The organism is Thiospirillum jenense (genome assembly GCF_014145225.1).
GTDB lineage: Bacteria > Pseudomonadota > Gammaproteobacteria > Chromatiales > Chromatiaceae > Thiospirillum > Thiospirillum jenense.
Window position 1 is genome coordinate 20,548 of the sequence record NZ_JABVCQ010000011.1, and the last position, 23,928, is coordinate 44,475.

Below are 23,928 nucleotides of genomic sequence, written 5' to 3' on the forward strand. Positions count from 1 at the left end.
GAAAGTTAGGAATTAAAGGTGGAGCGTTTGGTGATGAATGTATTGCCAGTTGGTGGTTGAAATTGGCAAGATACCACTCATGTTGGTTAATAAAAGTGCTTTAGACTATTTCGGTTTAAGCCAATGTCTATACAGCAAAACCACCGGGGTTAGTATTAGCAACATTAATAGAAAACCGTGCTAAAATGCCGCTATTATTACACAATTTTATTGTGCAAACGGCCAACTCAATACTATCGGTAAAGCACCGAATCGGCAAGGGCAGCGCATAAAACACGTTTTTTTACAAGAAGATAGCCATTTTTAGCTTACACTATCATAGTAGCTGTCAGTTGACGCCTGAATAACGGTCATTAAACCACCATTGCCATTAAAAAGGCGCATTATAACGCCATTATTCCCCGCTCCGCTCCAACTTAGGTAAATTTTCACCATGTCCCCGTTAAAACTGCGCGATCCTGATGCGATTCATTGCCATTTGCGCGATGTCGAACGCCTATTATCGCGTCAAAGGTTAATAGAAAACCTCGTGCAGCGGCAGCCGATGCCGCAGCATCAATTAGTTGAACACATTACGCATCGGCAGAATTTGGCGCGGTTGCGGCGCAAGCTGGAACAACTCCATGCTGCTGATATTGCTTGCATTTTAGAGGCGCTGCCGCTGGCTGATCGGCATGTGGTATGGGATTTGGTGCGCGCCGATCAGGATGGCGACATTTTGCTGGAGGTGTCGGATGCGGTGCGCGAAACCCTGATTGGTACGATGGATGCGGACGAGTTGCGGGCGGCGGCCAAGCGGCTCGATGCGGACGAACTCGCTGATTTAGCACCAGATTTACCGCCGGAAGTCATGCGCGAGGTGCTGGAGGCGCTCGATCAAGAGGAGCGCGAACATGTGCGGGCGGCGATGTCGTATCCCGAAGGCACGGTCGGGGCGTTAATGGATTTTGATTTAGTACAGGTGCGCGAGGATGTGTCATTAGAAGTGGTTTTGCGTTATTTGCGGCGCTTTGATGCGTTGCCGGATCATACTGATAAGTTATTTGTCGTAGATCGCCAAGCACATTTGCGCGGGGTATTAACGTTGGAGGCGTTGTTAATTAATGATCCCGAGGTGACGGTGGCAACCGTGATGCAGCAAAAAACTGTATTAAGTTTTGCACCGGAAGATGCTGCGGATGGCGCGGCTAATTTATTTGAACGCTATGATTTGGTGTCAGTGCCGGTCATTGATAGCGAACAGCGCGTAATTGGGCGATTAACGGTTGCGGATGTGGTAGATTATTTACGCGAAACCTCAGAAGCCGAAATTTTGAATCAAGCGGGCTTGCGTGAAGAAGAAGATATATTTGCACCGATTTTGCAATCATTAAAAAACCGCTGGGCGTGGTTGGCAATTAACTTGGTCACAGCTTTTATTGCATCGCGGGTGATTGGATTATTTGAAGGGACAATTGAAAAATTGGTTGCATTAGCGGCGTTAATGCCGATTGTTGCCGGAATTGGCGGGAATGCGGGTAATCAAACCATTACGATGATCGTGCGCGCCATTGCAATGGGACAGGTGCAACCAACGGCATTATGGCGGCTATTGCGTAAAGAATTAGGCGTGGCGTTAATTAACGGTATCATTTGGGGCAACGTCATTGGATTATTAGCCTGGTGGTTATATGACAATCTTAAATTGGGGTTAGTCATGGTAGCTGCGATGACGCTCAATTTATTACTCGCTGCAACGGCGGGCGTGACCATTCCACTCATTCGCCAACGCTTCGGGCGTGATCCGGCACTCGGCGGCTCAGTCTTAATTACCGCGCTCACCGATGCCGGCGGGTTTTTAATCTTTTTAGGTCTGGCAACATTGGTATTATTATAAATGATGGTGAACGTGATTAATAGCGGCACTCGCGGCAATACAATCGCCTTTAATACTTAAATAGTCGTTACAAACGCCGTTCGTTTCAATACTCGTCAACCGCCAATTTGGAGAACACAATGAATAAACACGCGGGGTTATTTTTAGCCAGTGCGGCCAGCATAGTATTATTGCCTCCAATTGCTCAAGCCGCATCGCCAGTGGATATGGTGCTATCTAAATTTTATGATAGTTATGATACACAAAAGAGCTGTTGGCGGGCGCGGGTTGATATGAGTGAAGACATCTGTTGTTTAAATATCAAACGTCAAGATCAATTAAAAACACCACAAGAAACGCGCTTGTATCTCTTATTAACTGGCAGCTGTATTGCGATTATCAATGGCGAGGTACAGGACTATAATTCTCACAGCAGCACTGGGATGGTTGGTGCCTTTATTCTCGATTTAGACAATGAGAAAGCCAGCATCATTGCCGCTTCACCCAAATTAGACATGGGTAGCTGGGGGCATCCACCTGCCGATTGGTTGTGGATTAAATTAGGCCGCAATCATTATTGGGGTTGGGTTACAAAAGAGGGCTACACTGGACAAGGTGTCACCGTTTCAAATTATTCAATTCTTGCACCGCATGGGGAAAAAATTAGCCTATTAAACATTCCCGCTGATATGAACGATGCGGGCAGTTGCGATGAAGAAACGGCGTGTTTAATCACTGATGTGACGAGCCATTTGGAAACAGATAGCGCCCAAATTGACCAGCCGGTGTTTCCTTTATTATTAACGCTTAAAGGTAAAATCAAAGGTCAACCAGTCTCACCCAAGCCATGGGTTTTTCTTTTTGATCCGCACACCTGGTCATATACGACGCCGGCGGGTTTTCCACCAGAATTAAGCAGCGAATAATCACAAGAATCACACATGATAAAAACGTGTTAGCAATTTGCCAATTCAATTAAGAATGACGCAAAATATTAATACACTTTGGAGATAAATCGTATGCAGCATTCCCGCCGCCGCTGGTTATTTGATTTATTAGGTATTAATCTAACCGTCGTCAGTGTGACAGAAAAATTGATTTCTGCATTAGGCGGTGCGATTGGCATTGCGGCAGTGGTGTTAATCAGTCAAGCACTGTTGCCGAATGCAACTGGGACACCCTTATTAATTGCATCAATGGGTGCATCGGCGGTGTTGTTATTCGCCGTACCGCACGGGCCATTATCACAACCCTGGCCATTCATTGCGGGACATTTATTATCAGCGGTGATTGGTGTCAGTTGCGCGCAGTGGTTAGGTACGCAATGGTGGAGTGCCGCCATTGCTGTTGGTTTATCAATTGGCGTCATGCACTTATTACGCTGTATTCACCCACCCGGCGGGGCGACGGCATTAACTGCGGTCATTGGTGGTGATGCCATTCACGCGCTCGGGTATCAATTCGTGCTGCTGCCAGTGGGATTAAATGTATTGGTATTGTTAATTATCGCTTTTGCCTTCAACGGATTATTTCGGTGGCGCCGCTATCCAGCCGCGTTAATTCCGCGCCCACCTGTACCTGTCGTCAATACGCATTCACACTATCAGCCGCCGATAATTGAACATGCGCATTTGGTTGCGGCATTAAGTCAAATCGATTCTTACATTGACATTAGTGAACAAGATTTATTGCGCATTTATGAACTCGCTACTCAGCAGGTCGCATTGTCACACAGAATAGCGCCGCCAATCATTGCTGTTGGTCATTATTATAGCAATGGCCGCTTTGGCAGTGATTGGGAGGTGCGGCAAGTGTTGCGTATTCAAATAGATGATATGACGCAAACACAATACGTTTCATTTAGACGTGTGACCGGCCACCGCCGCCGCAGTGATGGGCGTTTAGAATTGATTGATTTTCAACGCTGGGCAGCGCATGAAGTCATTCGAGATGAAAACTCCTGGCGGCCAGTGGATGATGAATGCGTGGAAACTAATAATCAGTGAATGCACCCACTTGTTTTAGTGTCACTACGATTAAAATTGCCGCAAATATTGCGAAAGATATACTCACTAAATACCAATTTTCGTCCGTTTTAATAATGACGGATGATCTCAAAATTCTCGGTTAACAAAGGTCGCAATTGCACAGCCCACCAGTCAAGATTTTGGAAAAAATCGTGACAAGCATCTTCATACATTCCAAAACAAGAATAATACTTATTATAAAGAATTTGTTTTTTGAAAAATTTCCAAAGCCATTCAATTAAATTAAGATTGGGCGAACAAGCCGGAATAAATAGCAATTTTATTCGTGAATCTTTTATATGCTCTTTAACAGCTTTAGCGCGATAGTAAGTCGCATTATCACAAATAATCGTAATCGATTTAGCATGAGGAAATGTGTCTTCTATTTTATCAAGTAATTTGATAGTAGAAGACGTGTTAACTGTATTTTCAAAACGGATGACTGGCGTTAAGCTATTAATTTCAATCGCGCCGTGAATATTCAGTCGTTTCCGGCTGTTATTCGTTTTAACTGGCATTTCTTGACCACATCTAATCCAGCTATGCGCTGAAATTGGCTGGTACTGCGGATGGATAGCATCCATAAACAACACAACTTTATCTTTGTTTTTGTTGAGTTTTTTGTAATTTTTGACAAACAGTTCTTGCACTTCTAATTTGACTGCATCAGGAACTAAACGAGGCTTTTTATAAACATAACTAAGACGCCGAAGTACAGCCGTTATACCGCTTGGTGTATAACAAACTTGCCATTGTTTTTTAACCCAGTGTGCAACTTATTTTGCAGTCAAATAAAGGCGATGTTGCCACTGTAAATCGAGTTCATTTAATTATTCACGACTCAGATAAGGCTCAGTGCTGACATAGTTAACTTGCAATAACTATTTCAAACCACCTTAACGATAACGCTTGAAATGATTGCGTACCGTGTCAGAATCCATTAACAATATCCGCTACTGTCCTCCCTTACGCAAGCAAAATCACTGCGTTAATGCGATACGCATCACGACTATCTCGCGCTTGGCGATGTGCCGTATGCAATTCCTTGAGTTCTTTATCATTGAGGGTGTAATCAATCATCGTAAAATAATGTCACTCAATCGGTTCTTTGCCAATCTCTTTAATCTAAAATCCGAAAACCTGATTCAGGAGTGTAAATGTTGATGACGAGGTATAGTTTTTCACAATTTTTTAACTTGTCCTCGCGCAAATTCGATACGCGCTTTTTCAATCATCTGATTCAATTTACCTGTCTGGCAAAATCTTTTAATGGTAAATCACGAATCCGCGCCGCAATTGCTTCAACTTCATTCATAAAAACCTCTACAAAATATCGTCAGTTTAGCTTAATAACTCATTCACCCAAGCCAATTGCTGCGGCAAACACACTTGGGTTAAATCATAATGCGTTTGTGCAAATAATCGCGCCTGCTGACCCAATTGATCGCGCAATGCCGCGTCGTTAAGCAACGTGCAAATCATCTCAATTAACCCGCGCTGATCGAAGAAATCAACCAAGCGCCCGGTATTATTTGCCGGTTGAATTACTTCCCGCAGCGGGGCGGTATCACTGGCGACAATGGCGCAGCCCACACTCATCGCTTCTAATAAACTCCAACTCAATACAAACGGATAAGTCAAATACACATGTACCCGACTTAATTGCAATAACGCAATAAAGGCCGGGTAAGGAATGCTGCCCAAAAAATGCACTCGCGCCCAATCGTGATCGGGAATACGCGGCCGCACTTCTTGAATAAAAATGTTTTTCCACGTTTGACCCGCTGGCGGCGCAGCGCCATAACTCACGCCATCATTGCCGACAATTAACACCCGCGCTGCTGGGCGGCGCTGTAATAATTCTGGCAGCGCCCGCATGAATTGATGATAGCCGCGATAAGGTTCTAAATTGCGATTCACAAAGGTAATGACTTCATCGTGGCGCGTGAGGGTTAATTGCCCATTTAACGTCACGCTCACCTGCGCATTTGGAATGAGTGTATTGGTATCAATTCCATCGTGAATCACGCGAATCTGATGACGGAATGGCAATGGAAAGGTATTCGCTTGCCATTGCGTGGGCGCTAATCCAGCATCGGCGGTTTCAAAATGCAATAAAGAATTAAGGTTTTTTAAGCGCAACCGACATGAATTACCGCAATCAGCCGGCGGGAATTCTGGATCAAAACCGACATCCGCACCATTGGCATGATAAAAGAATTCACAATAAATACCCAGCGTGGCATTAGGCCAGACTTCTTTAATAAATAAACTCTCGCCCCACCCCGGATGCGCAATAACTAGATCGGGATTGTAACCGGCGTTTTTTAATACCAGTGCCGCACGAAAAGCCGCATCTGCGCGAATGACTTTGGTTTCAAAATCGCTTACCCAGGGATGAACAGTGGGTGAAGTGCCGCGCTGTACTTGATAAGGATGAATTGTGACACCCTGCCAATTTGTGATGGGTGCATTGCGTAATACCAGCGCCCGCACCGAATGAGAACGGGCTAATGCTGGTGCCAAATGTTTGAATTGACCGGGAAAGTTTTGGTGAACGAACAGGATATTTGCCATAATAAAATGATACGAAAATTGTATTAAGTCAAATTGATCGTTCCCACGCTGGGACATGGGAACGCTTAAATCACAACCAATGATTAATGCACCGACGTTTGCAAAAACTCAATAATGCTCGTGTGCCATTTGATTTGCCGCACTGGCGTACCGTCCTGATGCCGTTTACCCGTGTCAAGATAAACACCAAACTGCTGCCCTAATGGGGTTAATTCATAATACAATCTGTTTTTATGATCGCGGCAGGCTATTTCTAAACCGGCACTCATTAACAACGGATTGACTTCGCGTTTTTTGCAATCCAATCGCAGCGCAATATCGGATACCACCAATAATGCTTCTTGTTTGGATGCAATGAGATGGGTGCAGTCCATCAATTCCAATAAGTTAATACCCGTGATTTTGAACGTGGCTTGATTGGCACTCAAAATCAATAGGTTGTTTTCAAAACCGCACAATTTACCTACCGAATAAAAACACGCAAAAGATGTTTGCGCTTCTTCGACTTTTATAATAATTGAGTTGGTATTGGGTTGATGGTTGTAATGCCCAGTTTTGCGAATTGACGGCAATACTTCAATATGAATAAAACGATTGAGTTTTCGCCCTTGTTCGGTATTGCTGCGGGCGACAAGGTAGGTTGCAGCAGGCTCGGCAACGACGATGATTTGTTGTACTCCGCCTACGGTTTCAAGGGGTATTTCGTTGGAATACCCCTCGTCAAGTCCTTGTTTTATCGAGGATAAAGCATTAGTCGTAGTGGTTTTGGATCCCATCGCTACCAATAAATCACGCAACACAAACCAGGGTTCACCGTCGCGCATAATGACGCGCACTTCGCGTTGAATACCATCTGATTCGGGAAAAAAGAACGGAATGATTTGATTAGACACGATGTGTCTCCTATGAGTTTTCTGAATTGATGCCAGAAACTGGCGCCGGGGCTTCAGACCGCTCATAGACGGCGGGCTTATTCAAATATATCGCCGCACCCCGGCATAAACTAGACGCAATTGCGCAAAATAAAATCGCATGACTGACGGGGCGATTAACCGCTATGAGGTGTGTCTGAAGCACCAATCAGTACATTAAACCCATCTCATTAGGCTTGTCAATCATTCCCCCCGCTTTTTTTCACTCCCGCCCGCGCTGACATGACAAAATAGCAGTCCGCGTTCATAATAGCGCCTGCTCCAATCAATTCCCGCGTGACCAATCCCATGACTCCCGACGAATTCATCATTAAATGGCAGCGCACCACCTTAAAAGAAAGCTCGGCCGCGCAAGAACATTTTTGCGATCTGTGTCAATTATTAGATGAATTAACACCAGCTGCGGCTGATCCAACCGGCGCGGTTTATTGTTTTGAACATGGCACGATTAAAACCACCGGCGGTAAAGGCTGGGCGGATGTATGGAAAGATGGTCATTTCGGCTGGGAATATAAAAGTGCGGGTAAAAACTTAGATCAGGCATTAAAAAGATTGCAATTTTATGCACCGGCGTTGAATCATCCACCGTTATTGATTGTCTCTGATATGGCGCAAATCATTATTCACACGGTCTTTACTGGCACGGTGCCGGATCAATACACGCTGACATTAAATGACCTGCGCGATCCGTCCAAGTTGCAGTTATTAAAATGGGCGTTTTCTGATCCTGAAAAATTGCGGCCAATTGATACGACGGCGGCATTAACCGAAAGAGCAGCGCGCCAATTCAGTGAATGGGCGGCGGCGTTGCGTCAGCGCGGCCATGATTCGGCCGCGGTGGCGCATTTTAGTCAAAAATTATTATTCTGTTTATTTGCGCAAGATATTGGGTTATTGCCGAATCAATTGTTCACGCGGTTATTAGAAAATGGCTTGAAATATCCCGCGCAAGTTGAACAGATGTTGACCAGTTTATTAAATACGATGGCGCCGGGCGGGTTATTTGGATCAGAAGCAATTGATTGGTTTAATGGCGGGTTATTTGCCGAGGTGCAGCCGTTGCCATTAGAAACGGCAGATTTGAAAACGCTGCATTCATTCACTAAATTGAATTGGTCTGCGATTGAACCGAGCATTTTCGGGACGTTATTCGAGCGCGGGCTTGATCCAAAACAGCGGGCGCAATTGGGTGCGCATTACACCGATCCCAATTCAATTATGCGATTGGTGGCGCCGGTGGTGTTAATGCCATTGCGTAAAGAATGGCAGAGCGTACAAAAAGAAATGCTGCAATTAAAAACGGCGGCAGACGCGGCGAAATCGCCCGCCGTGCGTGATAAACAATTGACTAAATTGCGGGCGCTTTTGACTGGAATGTTGGAGCGGTTAAATCAATTTCACGTCTTGGATCCGGCCTGCGGTTCGGGTAATTTTCTATTCTTGGCATTAAAAGGCTTAAAAGATTTAGAGCATGAAATTATTTTAGCCGGTGAACAATTCGGGTTAATGCGCGCCTTTCCAACCGTCAGTCCGCATAATGTGTTGGGGATTGAAAAGAATCATTACGCGGCCGAATTGGCGCGGGTGACGGTGTGGATTGGTGAGATTCAGTGGATGTTGCAACATGGGTTTTCTTTATCAAAAAATCCGATCTTAAAACCAATTAACATCATTGAACAGCGTGATGCAGTGGTGAATGCAGATGGCAGTGAACCCGAATGGCCAACAGCCGATGTGATTATTGGCAATCCGCCGTTTTTAGGCGGCAGTAAAAAGCGCGGGTTATTAGGGGATGATTATTTTGCGGCATTAGAAACCATTTATGACGGGCGAGTACCGGCGGGGGCGGATTTGGTCTGTTATTGGTTTGAAAAGGCGCGAACGCAAATAGAAACTGGCAAAGCACGGGCGGCCGGTCTGGTGTCAACCAATTCAATTCGCGGCGGGTCTAATCGCAAAGTATTAGATCAGATTTGCCAAACAACGCGGATTTTTAATGCCTGGTCAGATGAACCCTGGGTGAATGACGGCGCGGCAGTGCGGGTGAGTTTAATTAGTTTTGGCGAAATAAAAACGCCGCCGGTATTAAATGATGAGCGCGTGGCGGTGATTTATGCAGATTTAACAGCGGGTTCAAGTGAAATAAAAATGGATGTCACAACGGCGAAACCATTAAAAGAAAATGTAAGAGTAAGTTTTCAAGGAACGAAAAAATACGGTGCTTTTGATATTTGCGGTGATCTTGCACGATCATGGCTGCAAATTCCTAATCCACACGGACATCCCAATAGCGATGTTCTCAAACCTTGGAGAAATGGAAAAGACATTACGGGTCATGTATCTGACACTTGGATTATTGACTTCGGCATTGATATCTCAGAAATACAAGCATCTTTATATGAAATGCCATTTCAATACCTTTTGGATCATGTTAAATCCTATCGTGAGACAGTTAGACGTGAGAAAACACGACGAAAATGGTGGATACATGAAGAGGCGCGACCCGGATTACGTCGTGCGATTAAAGGATATTTCCGCGTAATTGTCACATCATTGACAGCAAAACATCGTTTTTTTGTTTGGCTCAGTACTCAAATACTCGCAGATCAAGCATTGATTGTTATTTCCCGCGCCGACGACACCACTTTCGGTATTTTGCATTCGTGTTTTCATCAATTGTGGTCATTAAAAATGGGCACCAGTTTAGGCACAACGCCGCGCTACACGCCAACCACCACCTTTGAAACCTTCCCCTTTCCAATTGGATTAACCCCCGCCGACACCGCCAGCCATGCAATTGAAACATTAGAAAGCGGCGCCATCATTCCCAGCGTCGCCAGTGAATACCGCGCTCATGCCATTGCCATTGCCGAAGCCGCGCATCAATTAAATCAACTGCGCAATCATTGGTTAAATCCGCCCGAGTGGATTGATCGCGTACCCGAAGTCGTGGCCGGTTATCCTGATCGCATCATTGCCAAACCCGACTACGCTGCGCAATTAAAACAGCGCACCCTGACCAATTTGTATAATCAACAACCAGCGTGGTTGGTGAATGCACATCAGCAATTAGATCAAGCAGTGGCGGCCGCGTATGCTTGGGAAACTGAATTGAATGAAGCGGCGATTTTGCAGCGGTTATTACAATTGAATCTAGCGCGCTGCGCATCGTATATTGAATAACCCATTCAATTTTTTGCTTGCCAACCGCCGCGAGTAGCGCTATTCTTATCCGCGTAACGACAGGCGCGTAGCTCAGTTGGTCAGAGCACCACCTTGACATGGTGGGGGTCGGTGGTTCGAGCCCACTCGCGCCTACCAACACTGAAACCGTCAGCAAGCCACTGAATTTGCACGATCACCGCCCGCGACTCGTGCAGCTTCCTCGGTTTAAGCTGGCGGTTTTTTTATGCCACACTTCATCGCACTACCCGCCGCCACAGTCCCCGCCAGCGCCCGCCGCGGCCGCAACTGGTCAAAGGTGGCGACTACGCTATACAATTGCAGGTTGTTTTCCATGCCGACGATCACCCTCCCCGATGGCTCAACGCGCACCTTTGATGCCCCGCTCACCGTTCACGCCGTCGCCGCCGCCATTGGTGCGGGATTGGCGAAAGCGGCGCTCGCCGGGCGAGTGAATGGGCAATTGGTGGATGTGAATTACTTATTAAATGAAGACTCGACCGTTGCCATTATTACGCGCAAAGATGACGATGCGTTACCATTATTAAGACATGATGCCGCGCATGTCATGGCGCAGGCGGTGCAGGAATTATATACCGGTACGCAAGTCACCATTGGACCGGCAATTGAAGATGGCTTTTATTATGATTTTGCCCGCGATCAACCATTCACGCCGGAAGATTTAATTGCCATTGAACAGCGAATGCACACCATTGTTGCGCAAGATTTATCCATTCAACGTGAAATATGGTCGCGTGACCAGGCGCGGCAGATATTTAATGACTTGGGCGAAACTTACAAGGTCGCCATTATTGATGAGTTAATTGCCCCGGGCGATGACGTATCCATTTATCGGCAGGGCAATTGGTTTGATTTATGTCGCGGGCCGCATTTGCCCAGTACCGGCCGCCTCGGTGATGGATTCAAATTAACCAAAGTGGCAGGCGCGTATTGGCGGGGCGATGCGCGTAATCCCATGTTGCAACGCATTTATGGCACGGCGTGGCGGGATAAAAAAGAATTAAACGCTTATTTGCACCGATTAGAAGAAGCTGAAAAACGCGACCATCGTAAATTAGGGAAGCAATTAGATTTATTCCATTTTCAAGATGAAGCGCCGGGCATGGCGTTTTGGCACCAGCGCGGGCGGGTGATTTATCGGTTAATTGAACAATACATGCGCGATAAATTAGCGCAATACGATTATCAAGAAGTGGAAACGCCGCAAGTATTAGATCGCAGTTTATGGGAACGGTCGGGGCATTGGGATAAATTCGCCGGCGGCATGTTCACGACGCAATTAGACGAGCGCGATTACGCCATTAAACCCATGAATTGCCCTGGACATATTCAGATTTATAACCAAGGATTAAAAAGCTACCGCGATCTGCCGTTACGGTTAGCAGAATTTGGCGTGGTGCATCGCAGTGAACCGTCGGGAACTTTGCACGGTTTGATGCGGGCGCGGCGCTTTACGCAAGATGATGCGCATGTGTTTTGCACCGAAGATCAATTAGCCGCTGAGGTTGCGGTGTTAATTGACATCGTATTTGAAACTTATCACGATTTTGGTTTCGATCAGATTGATTTGGCATTATCATTACGCCCCGAACAGCGCGTCGGTAGTGATGTGTTGTGGGATAAGGGTGAATTGGCATTAGAGCAGGCACTCACCGCTAAATCATTAGCATTTCGGGTGCAGCCGGGCGAGGGCGCTTTTTACGGGCCGAAAATAGAATTTACTTTGCGTGATAGCATTGGCCGCAATTGGCAATGCGGGACAATTCAAGTGGATTTTTCAATGCCCGGGCGCTTGGGTGCGTATTACATCGCCGAAAATAATAGCAAACAAACACCGGTCATGGTGCATCGCGCTATTCTGGGTTCATTAGAGCGGTTCATTGGCATTTTAATTGAACATTACGCCGGCGCATTACCGGTTTGGTTAGCGCCAGTGCAGGTGGTGGTATTAAACATCACCGACCGTCACGCCGCGTATGCGAATCAAATTGCGAATGAATTGCGCAGTCAAGGATTCCGCGTGGCAGTTGATTTGAGAAATGAAAAAATTGGGTTTAAGATTCGTGAGCATACCTTGCAGCGCGTGCCGTATTTGGCCGTCGTGGGTGATCGGGAAATGGAAACCGCGACCTTATCATTACGCAGTCGGGCGGGTGAAGATTTAGGCAGTCAGACGCCGGCAGCGCTAGTTGCATTATTAACTGACGCAGTGCAGACGCGCCGTTAATTCACCTTTTTAATTAATCAAGTGCGGACTTGTCGTATTGTACAATGCTGATTTGTGCTGCGCTTCAATAGATAAACTGAAATAAATCTCATCAACTTGTCTAAATGAGATTGAATGATCGCAGTGGTTAAAACGGTGTTTTTGGCCACTTGAGCGAATGGTAAAAACACATCGGAGGAAACGACTATCGCTGCACCAAAACGTAATCGTGTTAATGAGGAAATTTCATCGGCTGAAGTTCGCCTCATTGGCGCTGAAGGGGATCAAATCGGCGTGGTGAGTTTATACGCGGCGCTGCAAAAAGCCACGGAAGCGGGGCTTGATCTGGTTGAAATTGTCCCGACGGCTGAACCGCCGGTCTGCCGTTTAATGGATTTCGGGCGATTTTTATTCGATCAGAAAAAGAAGAAAGCCGAAGCCAAGCGCAAGCAAAAGCAAGTGCAAATTAAGGAAGTGAAGTTTCGCCCCGGCACGGATGAAGGCGATTATCAAGTGAAGTTACGCAGTTTAATTCGCTTTTTGAATGAAGGTGATAAAGCGAAGGTGACAATGCGTTTTCGCGGGCGTGAACATGCGCATCGGGAATTGGGGGTTGAGTTTTTACGCCGAATTGAAAATGATCTTGCCGCTGTTGGTATTGTTGAACAACAGCCGCTGATGGAAGGCCGACAAATGATTATGGTGTTTGGCCCGAAAAAGAAATAATTGTGTTGTGGAATAATTGACTATTGCACACGCAATGTCACACTGAATACGACAATCAGCGGGGGGTGGGCTTCCGCTTGGTTGTTTTCTCTCCTTTTTTATTGACTCACTCAGGAGATTAAAATGCCCAAATTAAAATCAAATCGCGGCGCGGCCAAGCGTTTTGCCCGCACGGCGAATGGTGGATTTAAACGCAATGCCTCTCATCGGCGGCATATTTTGACTAAAAAAACAACCAAGCGGAAACGTCAATTGAGGGCGGTGCATTTATTACATAAAAGCGATGTGCGCGCCGCGCATCGGATGCTGCCGTATTGTTAACTGCAATAGTGGTTGATTGAGATTAATTCAAAATTTGTTGAATAGCCGCGTATCCAGTTGTGACAATTTTCAATCACACAGCGCGGCTGGTTCATTGGCTGATTTTCACTGAGGAATTGAGATGCCAAGAGTAAAACGTGGCGTAACAGCACATGCCCGCCATAAAAAGATATTAGATCAAGCGAAGGGTTATTACGGCGCTCGGAGTAAAGTTTATCGCGTTGCCAAGCAAGCGGTGATTAAAGCCGGTCAATATGCGTATCGGGATCGGCGGCAAAAGAAACGTCAATTCCGTGCGTTGTGGATTGTGCGTATTAACGCCGGCGCTCGTCAATGTGGGATTTCTTATAGCCGTTTTATGGAAGGCTTGCATAAAGCAGGATTAGAAATTGATCGTAAGATATTAGCTGAATTGGCGTATAACGATGAACCGGCATTTGCGGCATTGGTGGAGCAGGCACGGGGGGCATTAACACCAGCGTAATTGTTTTAATGCTGGCAGCGGTGCGCATTGTCAATTGAACTAACACCCCAATCAATTGACGCTACATGCGCTCCGCTGCGTATTTTATCGAATAAAATTATCTGCATCTTTTGCCGCAACTACCCCACCTGTATTCACTTTATTTAATTGGACATCTGACCCATGACCACGCCCGCTGCTGACTTGGTACCTGATTTAACCGAATTAAATGACAAGATCGCAACTGACGTCGCCACCGCGCAAACCCTAATGCAATTAGATGAGGTGCGGGTGCGTTATTTGGGTAAAAATGGTCAATTAACCGCGCTCTTAAAATCGTTGGGGCAATTACCGGCCGATCAACGCCCCGCGGCCGGCGCGGCAATTAACCAAGCAAAGGTGACGGCGCAGCAGTTAATTGACATGCGGCGGGCGGTATTAGAAGAGATCGCGCTGGTTGCGCGGTTGAATAGTGAACAAGTGGACGTGACCTTGCCCGGGCGTGGTCATACAGCGGGTGGATTGCATCCAATTACCCGCACCCTGCAACGGATTGAAAAGTTATTTGTCAACGCTGGCTTTACTATTGCCGAAGGGCCGGAAGTTGAAGATGATTATCATAATTTCGCGGCATTAAATATCCCCGAATCACATCCCGCCCGTGCTATGCACGATACCTTTTATTTTCCCGACGGACGGTTATTAAGAACGCACACCTCGCCAGTGCAGATTCGGGTGATGGAAACGCAAGCGCCGCCATTAAGAATCATTGCACCGGGGCGCGTTTATCGCTGCGATTCTGATTTAACCCATACGCCAATGTTTCATCAAGTCGAAGGGTTTTTAGTAGATGAACAGGCGACCTTTGCCGATTTGAAAGGCGTGTTATACGATTTTTTAAGTCAGTTTTTTGAACAAGATGATTTGCAATTACGTTTTCGGCCGTCGTATTTTCCATTCACTGAACCATCCGCAGAAGTGGATGTGCAATGCGTGAAATGCGGTGGCGCGGGTTGCCGTATTTGCAAACAAACCGGTTGGTTAGAAGTATTAGGTTGCGGCATGATTTATCCCGAAGTCTTCCGCAGCGTTGGTATTGATAGCGAGCGTTATTTGGGCTATGCGTTTGGCATGGGCGTCGAACGATTAGCGATGCTGCGTTATGGCGTAGATGATTTACGGTTATTCTTTGAAAATGATTTGCGATTCCTCGCGCAATTCGCTTGATCTTTATTCCTTTGCAAAGAGTTTATGTCGTTTTTATTAGACTGCGTTGCTCATAAACTGCTGACCAGAGTTGAATCGTTATGCCGCAGCTTAAACCGGGAACAATTATTCCCACACCCGATGAAGATTATATTTTGCATCAAGCGGCGCTCTCTGATGCGGATGCATGTCCATTCACTGATCAGGAATGGGAATCTATTAAACCGACCGCATCTGTGACTCGGCCGCCGTTCGAGATACAAAAAACTTCAATTGTAATTGACTGCGATGCACATGTCTTGGCTGAATCGAATTAAAACCACTTGGCTGTCATTTCGAGTCGAGCGGCGCGAGACATCTTAATTGCTTTTATCATTCTAATTTCATTTCACCACAGGATGGATTTATTCAATGCGTTTTAGTGAAGCCTGGCTGCGCGACTGGATTGACCCACCAATTGCCACGGCGGCGCTGGCCGAGCAATTAACCATGGCCGGTTTAGAGGTCGAAGCAATTGACGCGGTCGCGCCAGCATTTAGCGGCGTGGTGGTCGGTGACGTGGTGAGCGTCGCAGCGCACCCGGACGCGGCTAAATTGCACCTGTGCCAAGTCGCGGTGGGCGACGGCGCCCCGCTGCCCATCGTGTGCGGCGCGGCGAATGTGGCGGCGGGTATGAAAGTTGCTTTGGCACGAGTCGGCGCGGTGCTGCCCGGCGATGTCAAGATTAAAAAAGCCAAGTTACGCGGCGTCGAATCGCACGGCATGATCTGCTCGGCCACCGAGTTGGGATTAGCCGAGAGTTCCAGCGGCATTTTACCGTTACCCGATAACGCGACGGTCGGGGCGGACGTGCGCGCCGTGTTGGGTTTGGACGATCAGGCGATTGAATTGAACTTGACGCCCGACCGCAGCGATTGTTTGAGCATCGCCGGCGTTGCCCGCGAGGTGGCGGTGATTAACGGTTTAACGCTCACGCCGCCGCCGATTTACGCCGCCGTGTCGCCCGAACACGACCGCAGTTGGGCGGTAAAATTACACGCCCCCGCCGCCTGCCCGCGTTACGCCTGCCGTTTAATTGAAAATCTCAATCCCGACGCGGTGACGCCGCTGTGGCTGCGCGAGCGCCTGCGCCGCAGTGGGTTGCGCGCCATCAGTCCGCTGGTGGACGTGACCAATTACGTTTTGCTGGAACTCGGGCAGCCGTTACATGCGTTCGACGCGGCCAAATTGGCGGGGGCAATTCAGGTGCGCTTCGCTCGCGCCGATGAGCCGTTGACGTTGTTAAATGAACAAACGGTCACGTTGCGCCCGGATACGCTCGTGATCGCCGACGATAGCGGCGCAATTGCGTTGGCCGGCATCATGGGCGGGTTGACAACGGCGGTGACGGCGACCACGACTTCGGTGCTACTGGAGAGCGCGTTTTTTGCACCGGCGGCCATTGCCGGGCGGGCGCGCAGTTACGGGTTGCACACCGACGCCTCACATCGGTTCGAGCGCGGCGTGGATGCGCAGTTGCAAATGACGGCGCTGGAACGGGCAACCGCGTTGTTACTGAGTATTGCCGGCGGGGCACCGGGGCCGGTGGTGGAGGTGCATTCGCCCACCGATTTGCCCGTGCCGCCGACCATCACCCTGCGCCAGCAGCGCATCGGTCAGGTGTTGGGGGTGACGCTCGACGCGGTGACGGTGGTGGATATTTTGACGCGGCTGGGGTTGACGCTCACGGCGAGCGTGGAAATCCCCCCTGCCCCCCTTTTGCAACGGGGGGAAATCGGCGGGGGGGAATTCAGTTGGCAAGTCACGGTGCCGAGTTTTCGCCCCGATTTGCAGCGCGAAGTGGACGTGATCGCCGAACTTGGGCGCATTTACGGCTACAACCGAATTCCCGTGCAACGCGGGCGCTCGGCCACGGTCACGCGGGCGACGCCCGAGGCGGCGTTTGATCTCAACGTGGCACGCGCACGGCTGGTGACTCGCGGCTACCACGAGGTCATCACCTACAGTTTTGTCAACCCGACCGCCCAGCGGGCGCTGTTTCCCGATCAGCCGGTGCTGGCGCTTTCCAATCCAATTTCAGCCGAATTGGCGGAGATGCGCACCAGTTTATGGCCGGGGTTAATGCAAGCCGCGCAGCAGAATTTGACGCGGCAGCAGGGGCGGGTGCGGATTTTTGAAACTGGATTGCGGTTTCGGCTGGACAGCGCGGGTGAATTGCAGCAGGAGGCGATGTTAGCCGGGTTGGTCACGGGTAGCGTGTTGCCCGAGCAGTGGGGCGTGACGGCGCAGGCGGTGGATTTTTATGACGCCAAAAGTGACGTTGAGGCGGTGCTGGCGCTGACTGGCGCGGGTTGGGCGGCAGATGTTGATTGGCAAGTGGCAGATCACGCGGCGCTGCATCCGGGGCAGAGCGCGCAAATCCTGCGCAATGGGCAACTGGTTGGCTGGCTGGGCATGGTGCATCCGCGCTTGGCGGCGCAGTTGGAATTACCGCCGGCGCTGTATTTGTTTGAACTGGCGTTGGCGGCATTGGGCGACGGTCGCAAGCCGCACTTTGCGCCGCTGTCCAAATATCCGTCGGTGCGGCGCGACCTGGCAATTGTGGTGGATGCGGGCGTGGCTTATGCGGATATTGTGACAAGTATTCGCGCCGCGGCGGGCGATTGGTTACGACAACTTGTTATTTTTGACCGCTATAGCGGCGAAAGTATCGAATCAACACGAAAAAGTCTTGCTTTGGGATTGATTTTACAATCGTTTTCCAAGACACTTGCAGATGAGGAGAGCGATGCACTCATCGCCCGGGTGTTAGAACGATTGGCGCACGATGTTGGCGCACAGGTCAGGGGATGACTGCGTGACAGCTTGCAACTGACTATCCAACGGCAAGGATCCAAACAAAATGTCACTGACCAAGGCCGATATGGCTGAACACCTCTATGCAGAACTGGGTTTGAACAAACGCGAAGCCAAAGATGTGGTAGAGATGTTTTTTGAAGAAATTCGAGGTGCGTTAGAACGTGGCGAGCAGGTGAAGCTCTCTGGGTTTGGGAACTTCGATCTGCGCGAAAAAAAACAGCGTCCCGGGCGAAATCCGAAAACGGGTGAGGAGATTCCGATCTCCGCTCGGCGCGTTGTCACCTTCCGGCCAGGACAAAAACTGAAGTCGCGGGTCGAAGCCTATGCCGGACACGAACAGCCATAGCTGCACCAATGATGAGTTGCCACCGATCCCGAGCAAGAAGTATTTCACTATCGGCGAGGTCAGCGAATTATGCGATGTTAAAACGCATGTGCTGCGCTATTGGGAGCAGGAATTCCCGCAATTAAAACCCGTCAAACGGCGCGGTAATCGGCGCTATTATCAACGCCATGATGTGCTGTTGGTGCGCCAAATTCGCAGCCTGCTCTACGATCACGGCTTCACCATCGGCGGGGCGCGCCAGCAGTTGACTAGTGCCACTGCCGCCGCCGCCGTGGCTGCCGCCGCACCACCGTCAGCCGATCCACCGGCGCCGAAAATTGATCCCGCCCAGCGCCAGCAAATTGTTAAGCAGTTGCGCGGCGAGTTGGAGCAGGTGTTGCAGGAGTTGAAACGGCGGCTGCATTGACTTAGGACAACTTGTCCACCGCAACGACGAGTGGCAAACGGCGGCGCTCTCGGGTAGAATGTCGGCGTTGACACTGTTTAAATGCAAAAAGAAACAGACATTCCGGGCATAGCGCAGTCTGGTAGCGCACCACAATGGGGTTGTGGGGGTCGCAGGTTCAAATCCTGCTGCCCGGACCAATTATAAAAACGCGATGTAACTTAAAAGTGCATCGCGTTTTTTTATGGGTGATTGATTTGCACAGCGCCGCACCGATGACGCCATTCAGCAACGCCGCCACCATCCGCATTCGCGGCCTCGTGCAGGGCGTCGGTTTTCGGCCACACGTCTGGCACTGCGCCCGGGCGTTGCATTTAATCGGCACAGTGCAAAACGACGGTGACGGCGTGTTGATTGAAGTGTGGAGCGCCAGCGCGTCAGCACTTGACCAATTCTGCGCCGCCCTGCAACGCGACTGCCCACCGCTGGCACAGATCACCGCCATCGAGCGCCGGCGGTTAAATCACCCCCCGCCCGCGTCACTAACTGATTTTCACATCATCGCCAGCGCCGCCACCGCTGTTCACACCGGCATCATCCCCGACATCGCCACCTGCGCCGCCTGCCGCGCTGATCTCACTGATCCGGCCAACCGCCGCTACCGCTACGCCTTCACCAACTGCACCCACTGCGGCCCGCGCTTCAGCATCATCACCGCGCTGCCCTACGACCGCGTTCAAACCAGCATGGCTGCCTTCCCGCTCTGCCCGACCTGCGCCGCTGAGTACGCCGATCCCGCCGACCGCCGCTTTCATGCCCAACCCAACGCCTGCCCAAGTTGCGGGCCACAATTAACGCTCACCCATCCCGACGGCAGCGCGGTCGCGTTACTCGACGGCGACGTCATCGCCACCACGCGGCAATTGTTGCGTGACGGCGGCATCGTCGCGGTGCAAGGCATCGGCGGATTTCACCTCGCCTGCGATGCCGCCCACGTCGCCGCCGTCGCCCGCCTCCGCCTGCGCAAAGGACGTGACGCCAAACCCTTCGCCCTGATGGCCGCTGATCTGACCACCATCCGCCGCTACTGCGCGGTCTCAGAATCCGAGGCGCAGTTACTCACCAGCCCCGCCGCGCCGATTGTGCTACTCGACCGCCTGCCGCCGTGCCAAATCACCGGTGACGATCTCGCCGCCGCCGTCGCCCCGGGGCAAGACAGCCTCGGTTTTATGCTGCCCTACAGCCCGCTGCACTGGCTGCTGCTGACCGATCAACCGCGCCCGCTGGTGATGACCAGCGGCAATCGCAGCGCCGAGCCGCAAGTCACCGAACACGCTGACGCCTACCAGCAACTGGGCGGCATCGCCGATGCACTGTTATTACACAATCGCGGCATCGTTAACCGCGTGGACGATTCCGTCGCCCGCGTGCTGTTGGGTAAAACGCACATGTTGCGGCGAGCGCGAGGTTACGCCCCCGCGCCACTGTATTTGCCCGACGACTGTGTGACAAATACCACAGTGCTGGCGCTCGGGGCCGAATTAAAAAGCACGTTTTGTTTTGTCACCGGCAACCGAGCGCTGCTATCACCGCACCTCGGCGATTTGGATAATCCCCGCACGTTTGCCGAATATCAGCGCATGATCGCGGCATATCAGCGGTTATTTGCGCTCGAACCCGCCGTGATCGCCGTTGACCTGCACCCCGATTATCGCGCAACACAGTACGGGCGGGACTGGGCAGCGCGAGCGGAGTTGCCACTAATTTTCGTGCAACATCATCACGCGCACCTCGCCGCCGTGCTGGCAGAACATGGCTGGTCACGTCACGGCGGCAAGGTACTCGGCTGGGCGCTGGACGGTTTGGGTTACGGTGCGGACGGGACGTTGTGGGGTGCAGAATTGCTACTGTGTGATTATTGCCACGCGGAACGGGTGGCGCATCTCAAAGCAGTGGCGTTGCCGGGCGGAGATCGCGCCGCGACGCAACCCTGGCGCAATTTACTGGCGCAACTGGACGCGGCGGGCGTGTGGTCAACTGCTGTTGCGCGGTGGTCAAACGTACCAATTATGCAACTATTACTCGCGCAACCGGTTGATCTGCTCCGTCAAATGATTGCGCAGCAGATCAATAGTCCGCGTAGTTCTTCAGCCGGGCGCTTGTTTGACGCGGTGGCGGCAGCGCTGTTGCCAGAATACGCCATGCAGCTTAATTACGACGGTCAAGCCGCGCAGGCGTTGGAAATGTTGGCGCGGCCGCAGTTGGCCGCAGCGGGTGACGGCTATTGTTTTGAAATAACAACAGATGCAATGGAGCAACAGGTGCTGGAGCCGGCGCCAATTTGGGCGGAATTATTTGCCGATTTGATCGCGGGTGTGGCACCGGCGTTAATTGCGGCGCGGTTTCATACCGGTTTAGCGCGGGCGTTGGTGGACAGTGCGCAGCAGCAGGCAGCGCGGTTTGGGGTCACGACGCTGGCGCTGGCGGGTGGTGTGTTGCAAAATCGCAGCTTGTTGGTACAAATCACACAACGGGCTGAGGCGGCGGGGTTGCGGGTACTCACCGCGCAGCAGGTGCCGTGTCACGACGGCGGGATTGCGTTGGGGCAGGCGGTGGTGGCGGGGCAGCGTTACGTCAGCGGTGGCAAGGTCGGGGCGGGTCGGGCAATGTGATAACCCTGGGCAAAATCAATGTCTAATTCGCGCAAAATGTCGAGGATTTCAGCAGATTCGACGAATTCGGCAATCACGCGCTTGCCCATTGTGTGCGCCATTTCAGCAATAGCGCGGACAAAAATGCGGTCTTCTTGATTATAATCTAAATAACGAATAAAGGCGCCGTCAATTTTAACATCATCAACCGGTAATTGTTTTAAGTACGCATAAGATGCAAAGCCGCTGCCGAAATCATCTAATGCAAAATGGCAGCCGAACGTGTGTAAATCATCAATCAGTTTGACTGCATTACTCATGCTGTTAATTGCCACGGTTTCGGTGATTTCAAAGGTTAAACGGGCGGGGTCAATGCCGGCATCTCTAATTAACCGTTGCACATCGCCGCCGAGTTGCTGATCGGTTAACGCATTGGCAGATAAATTGACTGATAATGATAAGCCGGGGTGTTGCTGCAATTGCGCAATGGCTTGAGTTAATACCCAGCGGTCAAGGGTGTTAATTAACCCGGTCTCTTCGGCAATTGGAATAAACAAGCCCGGTGAAATGAGTTTGTTTTGTTGATCGCGCATTCGCAATAGTGCTTCAGCGCGCCAAATTCGCCCAGTGACAATTTCTAATAATGGTTGATAATGGACTTCAAACCGATCTTCATGGAGCGCCTCTAAAATACGATCGGTCCAAACTAACCGCGCCCGCGCTGCATCACGTCCTTCATCTTGTTCAGAATATAAATGAGACCGCCCGCGTCCGGCACGTTTTGCTTGATACATCGCTAAATCAGCATTGGCCATCAACGTTTGAATGTTATTGCCATGTTCAGGAAATAACACAATCCCAATACTGGCAGATAATTGGTAGCGTTGCGTATCTGTATTGAGAATAACCTGCGCAATTTTGGCTTGCAAAGCAGCTGCCTGTGAATAAATGTGTTGAATGTCTTGGTGCGGTAAAATCAGTGCGAATTCATCGCCTCCAAAACGCCCTAAAAATCCATCTTCACCAATAAAGTTATCTACCTGTTGGGCGATTTTTTCTAATAACTGATCGCCAACTAAGTGGCCGCTAATGTCATTTACATCTTTAAATCGGTCAAGATCAAAAAATAATAACACGCCGCCTGATTCACCGCGATTAGCGCGATCAATGGCACAGGCTAATGTACGATAAAACAGTCGCCGATTGGGTAAGCCGGTAAGTGGATCGTGATCAGCCAGCCAAATTAACTCCATTTGCGCTGTTTCGCGTTCACGTTGCAGTTGTTCCATGCGTTGGTTTAATTGAAAAACGGTAGCAATGGTGACATCCATTTCATCATGCAATAATCGCCAAGTACGCACTTTGGGTAATTGTTGTGCTAATGCGGTAAAACGATTTTCGGCTAACAACGGTAATAGTAATGTCAATTTAAGCAATCGTTTTAATGGCGGGTGCATCACTAGCAGCAGTAATAACTCGGATAAAACTAATCCAATCAATCCAATAACAACGCTATTGCGTGTAATGGTGGTAATACTTTGCCGCTGACTAGTAATACGATTAACAATTAATGCGGATAACTGCGGCGTCAATTCTAAATGGAACACATCAAACCATTCGCCCTGTTTTTCCCAAGCAAGAGAATGTGTGGCGTCAGTATCACGCAGCATCTGTGGTGATTGCATCGATAATAATGGAATTAAGAATTCGGGACTGGTTGCTGCCGGAAACAGATTATTAGTCGCTGATAAATCAGTAGTAATTGCAATATCAGCACCTGTTAAAGCACGAAACGCTAATAAAACATCACTCACTAATCGTCCAAGAACTAATGTTCCTTCGGTATGACCCGCCATAAGCTGTGGCACTGCAAGGTATTGACGACAATCCTGTTTGCAGGATAACCAGTGAGCTGTTTGTTCTGGTGTTTGTTGCACCATAGCGAATAATGTTTGTGGCACGATTGGTGCGGATTGCGGCCACAATAAGGTGATGCGTCCAGCTAAATCAATAAAATGAATCGAACGAATATCCCACTCTAAATCTAATAAACTGCCATTTTGATTTAATGCGTATTGTAACTGTATTTTAAGGTCGGTGATGTGATGAGGTGGCGCAAATAATGGCAATAAGTTAGCCAACTGCGACATTTGTTGGTAACGATCAGTAA

The 23,928-nt window shown here is 49.5% G+C and carries 18 protein-coding genes and 2 tRNA genes; 16 read left to right on the plus strand and 4 right to left on the minus strand.

The features are described from left to right. Window positions 1–433 precede the first annotated feature (433 nt). From mgtE to HUK38_RS06480, 3 genes are all read left to right on the plus strand, one after another. Window positions 434–1,876: a magnesium transporter gene (gene mgtE / locus HUK38_RS06470; protein ID WP_182583514.1), complete on the plus strand. Its 1,443-nt coding sequence runs from the start codon at window positions 434–436 to the stop codon at window positions 1,874–1,876. A gap of 119 nt (window positions 1,877–1,995) precedes the next feature. Beyond that, entirely contained in the window at window positions 1,996–2,781 is a 786-nt protein-coding gene (locus HUK38_RS06475) for a hypothetical protein (RefSeq protein WP_182583515.1), read from the plus strand. Between the two features lie 93 nt (window positions 2,782–2,874). Further along, complete coding sequence (locus HUK38_RS06480) at window positions 2,875–3,861, plus strand: HPP family protein (protein ID WP_182583516.1); 987 nt, start codon at window positions 2,875–2,877, stop codon at window positions 3,859–3,861. An 89-nt stretch (window positions 3,862–3,950) separates the two neighbouring features. Here HUK38_RS06480 and HUK38_RS15085 read toward each other — a convergent pair whose 3' ends face one another. The 3 genes from HUK38_RS15085 to HUK38_RS06495 all read right to left on the minus strand — a co-directional run bounded on the left by HUK38_RS15085 (window position 3,951) and on the right by HUK38_RS06495 (window position 7,352). After that, complete coding sequence (locus HUK38_RS15085; protein WP_338065374.1) at window positions 3,951–4,607, minus strand: IS630 family transposase; 657 nt, start codon at window positions 4,605–4,607, stop codon at window positions 3,951–3,953. A gap of 616 nt (window positions 4,608–5,223) precedes the next feature. Continuing rightward, on the minus strand, window positions 5,224–6,459 hold the full coding sequence (locus tag HUK38_RS06490) for a glycosyltransferase (RefSeq protein WP_182583517.1): 1,236 nt from the start codon (window positions 6,457–6,459) through the stop codon (window positions 5,224–5,226). Window positions 6,460–6,542: 83 nt separating this feature from the next. Then, window positions 6,543–7,352 carry a BRO family protein gene (locus HUK38_RS06495; protein ID WP_182583518.1) on the minus strand — a complete coding sequence of 270 codons (810 nt, stop codon included), beginning with the start codon at window positions 7,350–7,352 and terminating at the stop codon, window positions 6,543–6,545. A 327-nt stretch (window positions 7,353–7,679) separates the two neighbouring features. Between HUK38_RS06495 and HUK38_RS06500 the strand changes: the two genes are divergently transcribed. The 13 genes from HUK38_RS06500 (at window position 7,680) to hypF (ending at window position 21,779) form a co-directional block, all read left to right on the plus strand. After that, window positions 7,680–10,574 carry a class I SAM-dependent DNA methyltransferase gene (locus HUK38_RS06500; protein ID WP_182583589.1) on the plus strand — a complete coding sequence of 965 codons (2,895 nt, stop codon included), beginning with the start codon at window positions 7,680–7,682 and terminating at the stop codon, window positions 10,572–10,574. A 61-nt stretch (window positions 10,575–10,635) separates the two neighbouring features. Continuing rightward, window positions 10,636–10,712: transfer RNA gene (locus tag HUK38_RS06505), tRNA-Val, on the plus strand. Between the two features lie 196 nt (window positions 10,713–10,908). Further along, a complete protein-coding gene (thrS, locus tag HUK38_RS06510; RefSeq protein WP_182583590.1) occupies window positions 10,909–12,822 on the plus strand; it encodes a threonine--tRNA ligase in 1,914 nt (637 codons plus the stop codon). A 186-nt stretch (window positions 12,823–13,008) separates the two neighbouring features. Continuing rightward, entirely contained in the window at window positions 13,009–13,527 is a 519-nt protein-coding gene (infC, locus tag HUK38_RS06515) for a translation initiation factor IF-3 (protein WP_182583591.1), read from the plus strand. Window positions 13,528–13,650: 123 nt separating this feature from the next. Beyond that, window positions 13,651–13,848, plus strand: coding sequence for a 50S ribosomal protein L35 (rpmI, locus tag HUK38_RS06520; protein ID WP_182583519.1), 198 nt, complete (start codon window positions 13,651–13,653; stop codon window positions 13,846–13,848). A gap of 121 nt (window positions 13,849–13,969) precedes the next feature. After that, window positions 13,970–14,332 carry a 50S ribosomal protein L20 gene (gene rplT, locus HUK38_RS06525; protein ID WP_182583520.1) on the plus strand — a complete coding sequence of 121 codons (363 nt, stop codon included), beginning with the start codon at window positions 13,970–13,972 and terminating at the stop codon, window positions 14,330–14,332. 162 nt (window positions 14,333–14,494) lie between these two features. After that, on the plus strand, window positions 14,495–15,538 hold the full coding sequence (gene pheS / locus HUK38_RS06530) for a phenylalanine--tRNA ligase subunit alpha (protein WP_182583521.1): 1,044 nt from the start codon (window positions 14,495–14,497) through the stop codon (window positions 15,536–15,538). 80 nt (window positions 15,539–15,618) lie between these two features. Further along, window positions 15,619–15,834, plus strand: coding sequence for a hypothetical protein (locus tag HUK38_RS06535; protein ID WP_182583522.1), 216 nt, complete (start codon window positions 15,619–15,621; stop codon window positions 15,832–15,834). Between the two features lie 94 nt (window positions 15,835–15,928). Continuing rightward, a complete protein-coding gene (gene pheT, locus HUK38_RS06540) occupies window positions 15,929–18,370 on the plus strand; it encodes a phenylalanine--tRNA ligase subunit beta (RefSeq protein WP_182583523.1) in 2,442 nt (813 codons plus the stop codon). A gap of 49 nt (window positions 18,371–18,419) precedes the next feature. Next, window positions 18,420–18,722 carry an integration host factor subunit alpha gene (gene ihfA, locus HUK38_RS06545; protein WP_182583524.1) on the plus strand — a complete coding sequence of 101 codons (303 nt, stop codon included), beginning with the start codon at window positions 18,420–18,422 and terminating at the stop codon, window positions 18,720–18,722. After that, window positions 18,700–19,128: a MerR family transcriptional regulator gene (locus HUK38_RS06550; protein ID WP_182583525.1), complete on the plus strand. Its 429-nt coding sequence runs from the start codon at window positions 18,700–18,702 to the stop codon at window positions 19,126–19,128. Before ihfA ends, HUK38_RS06550 begins: the two co-directional genes overlap by 23 nt. A gap of 102 nt (window positions 19,129–19,230) precedes the next feature. Then, window positions 19,231–19,307, plus strand: a tRNA-Pro gene (locus HUK38_RS06555). 27 nt (window positions 19,308–19,334) lie between these two features. Continuing rightward, entirely contained in the window at window positions 19,335–21,779 is a 2,445-nt protein-coding gene (gene hypF / locus HUK38_RS06560; protein WP_338065369.1) for a carbamoyltransferase HypF, read from the plus strand. Here the strand turns inward: hypF and HUK38_RS06565 are convergent. Further along, window positions 21,737–23,908, minus strand: a complete 2,172-nt coding sequence (locus HUK38_RS06565; protein ID WP_182583527.1) for a putative bifunctional diguanylate cyclase/phosphodiesterase — start codon at window positions 23,906–23,908, stop codon at window positions 21,737–21,739. The two genes, hypF and HUK38_RS06565, sit on opposite strands and share 43 nt — an antisense overlap. Window positions 23,909–23,928: the final 20 nt, after the last annotated feature.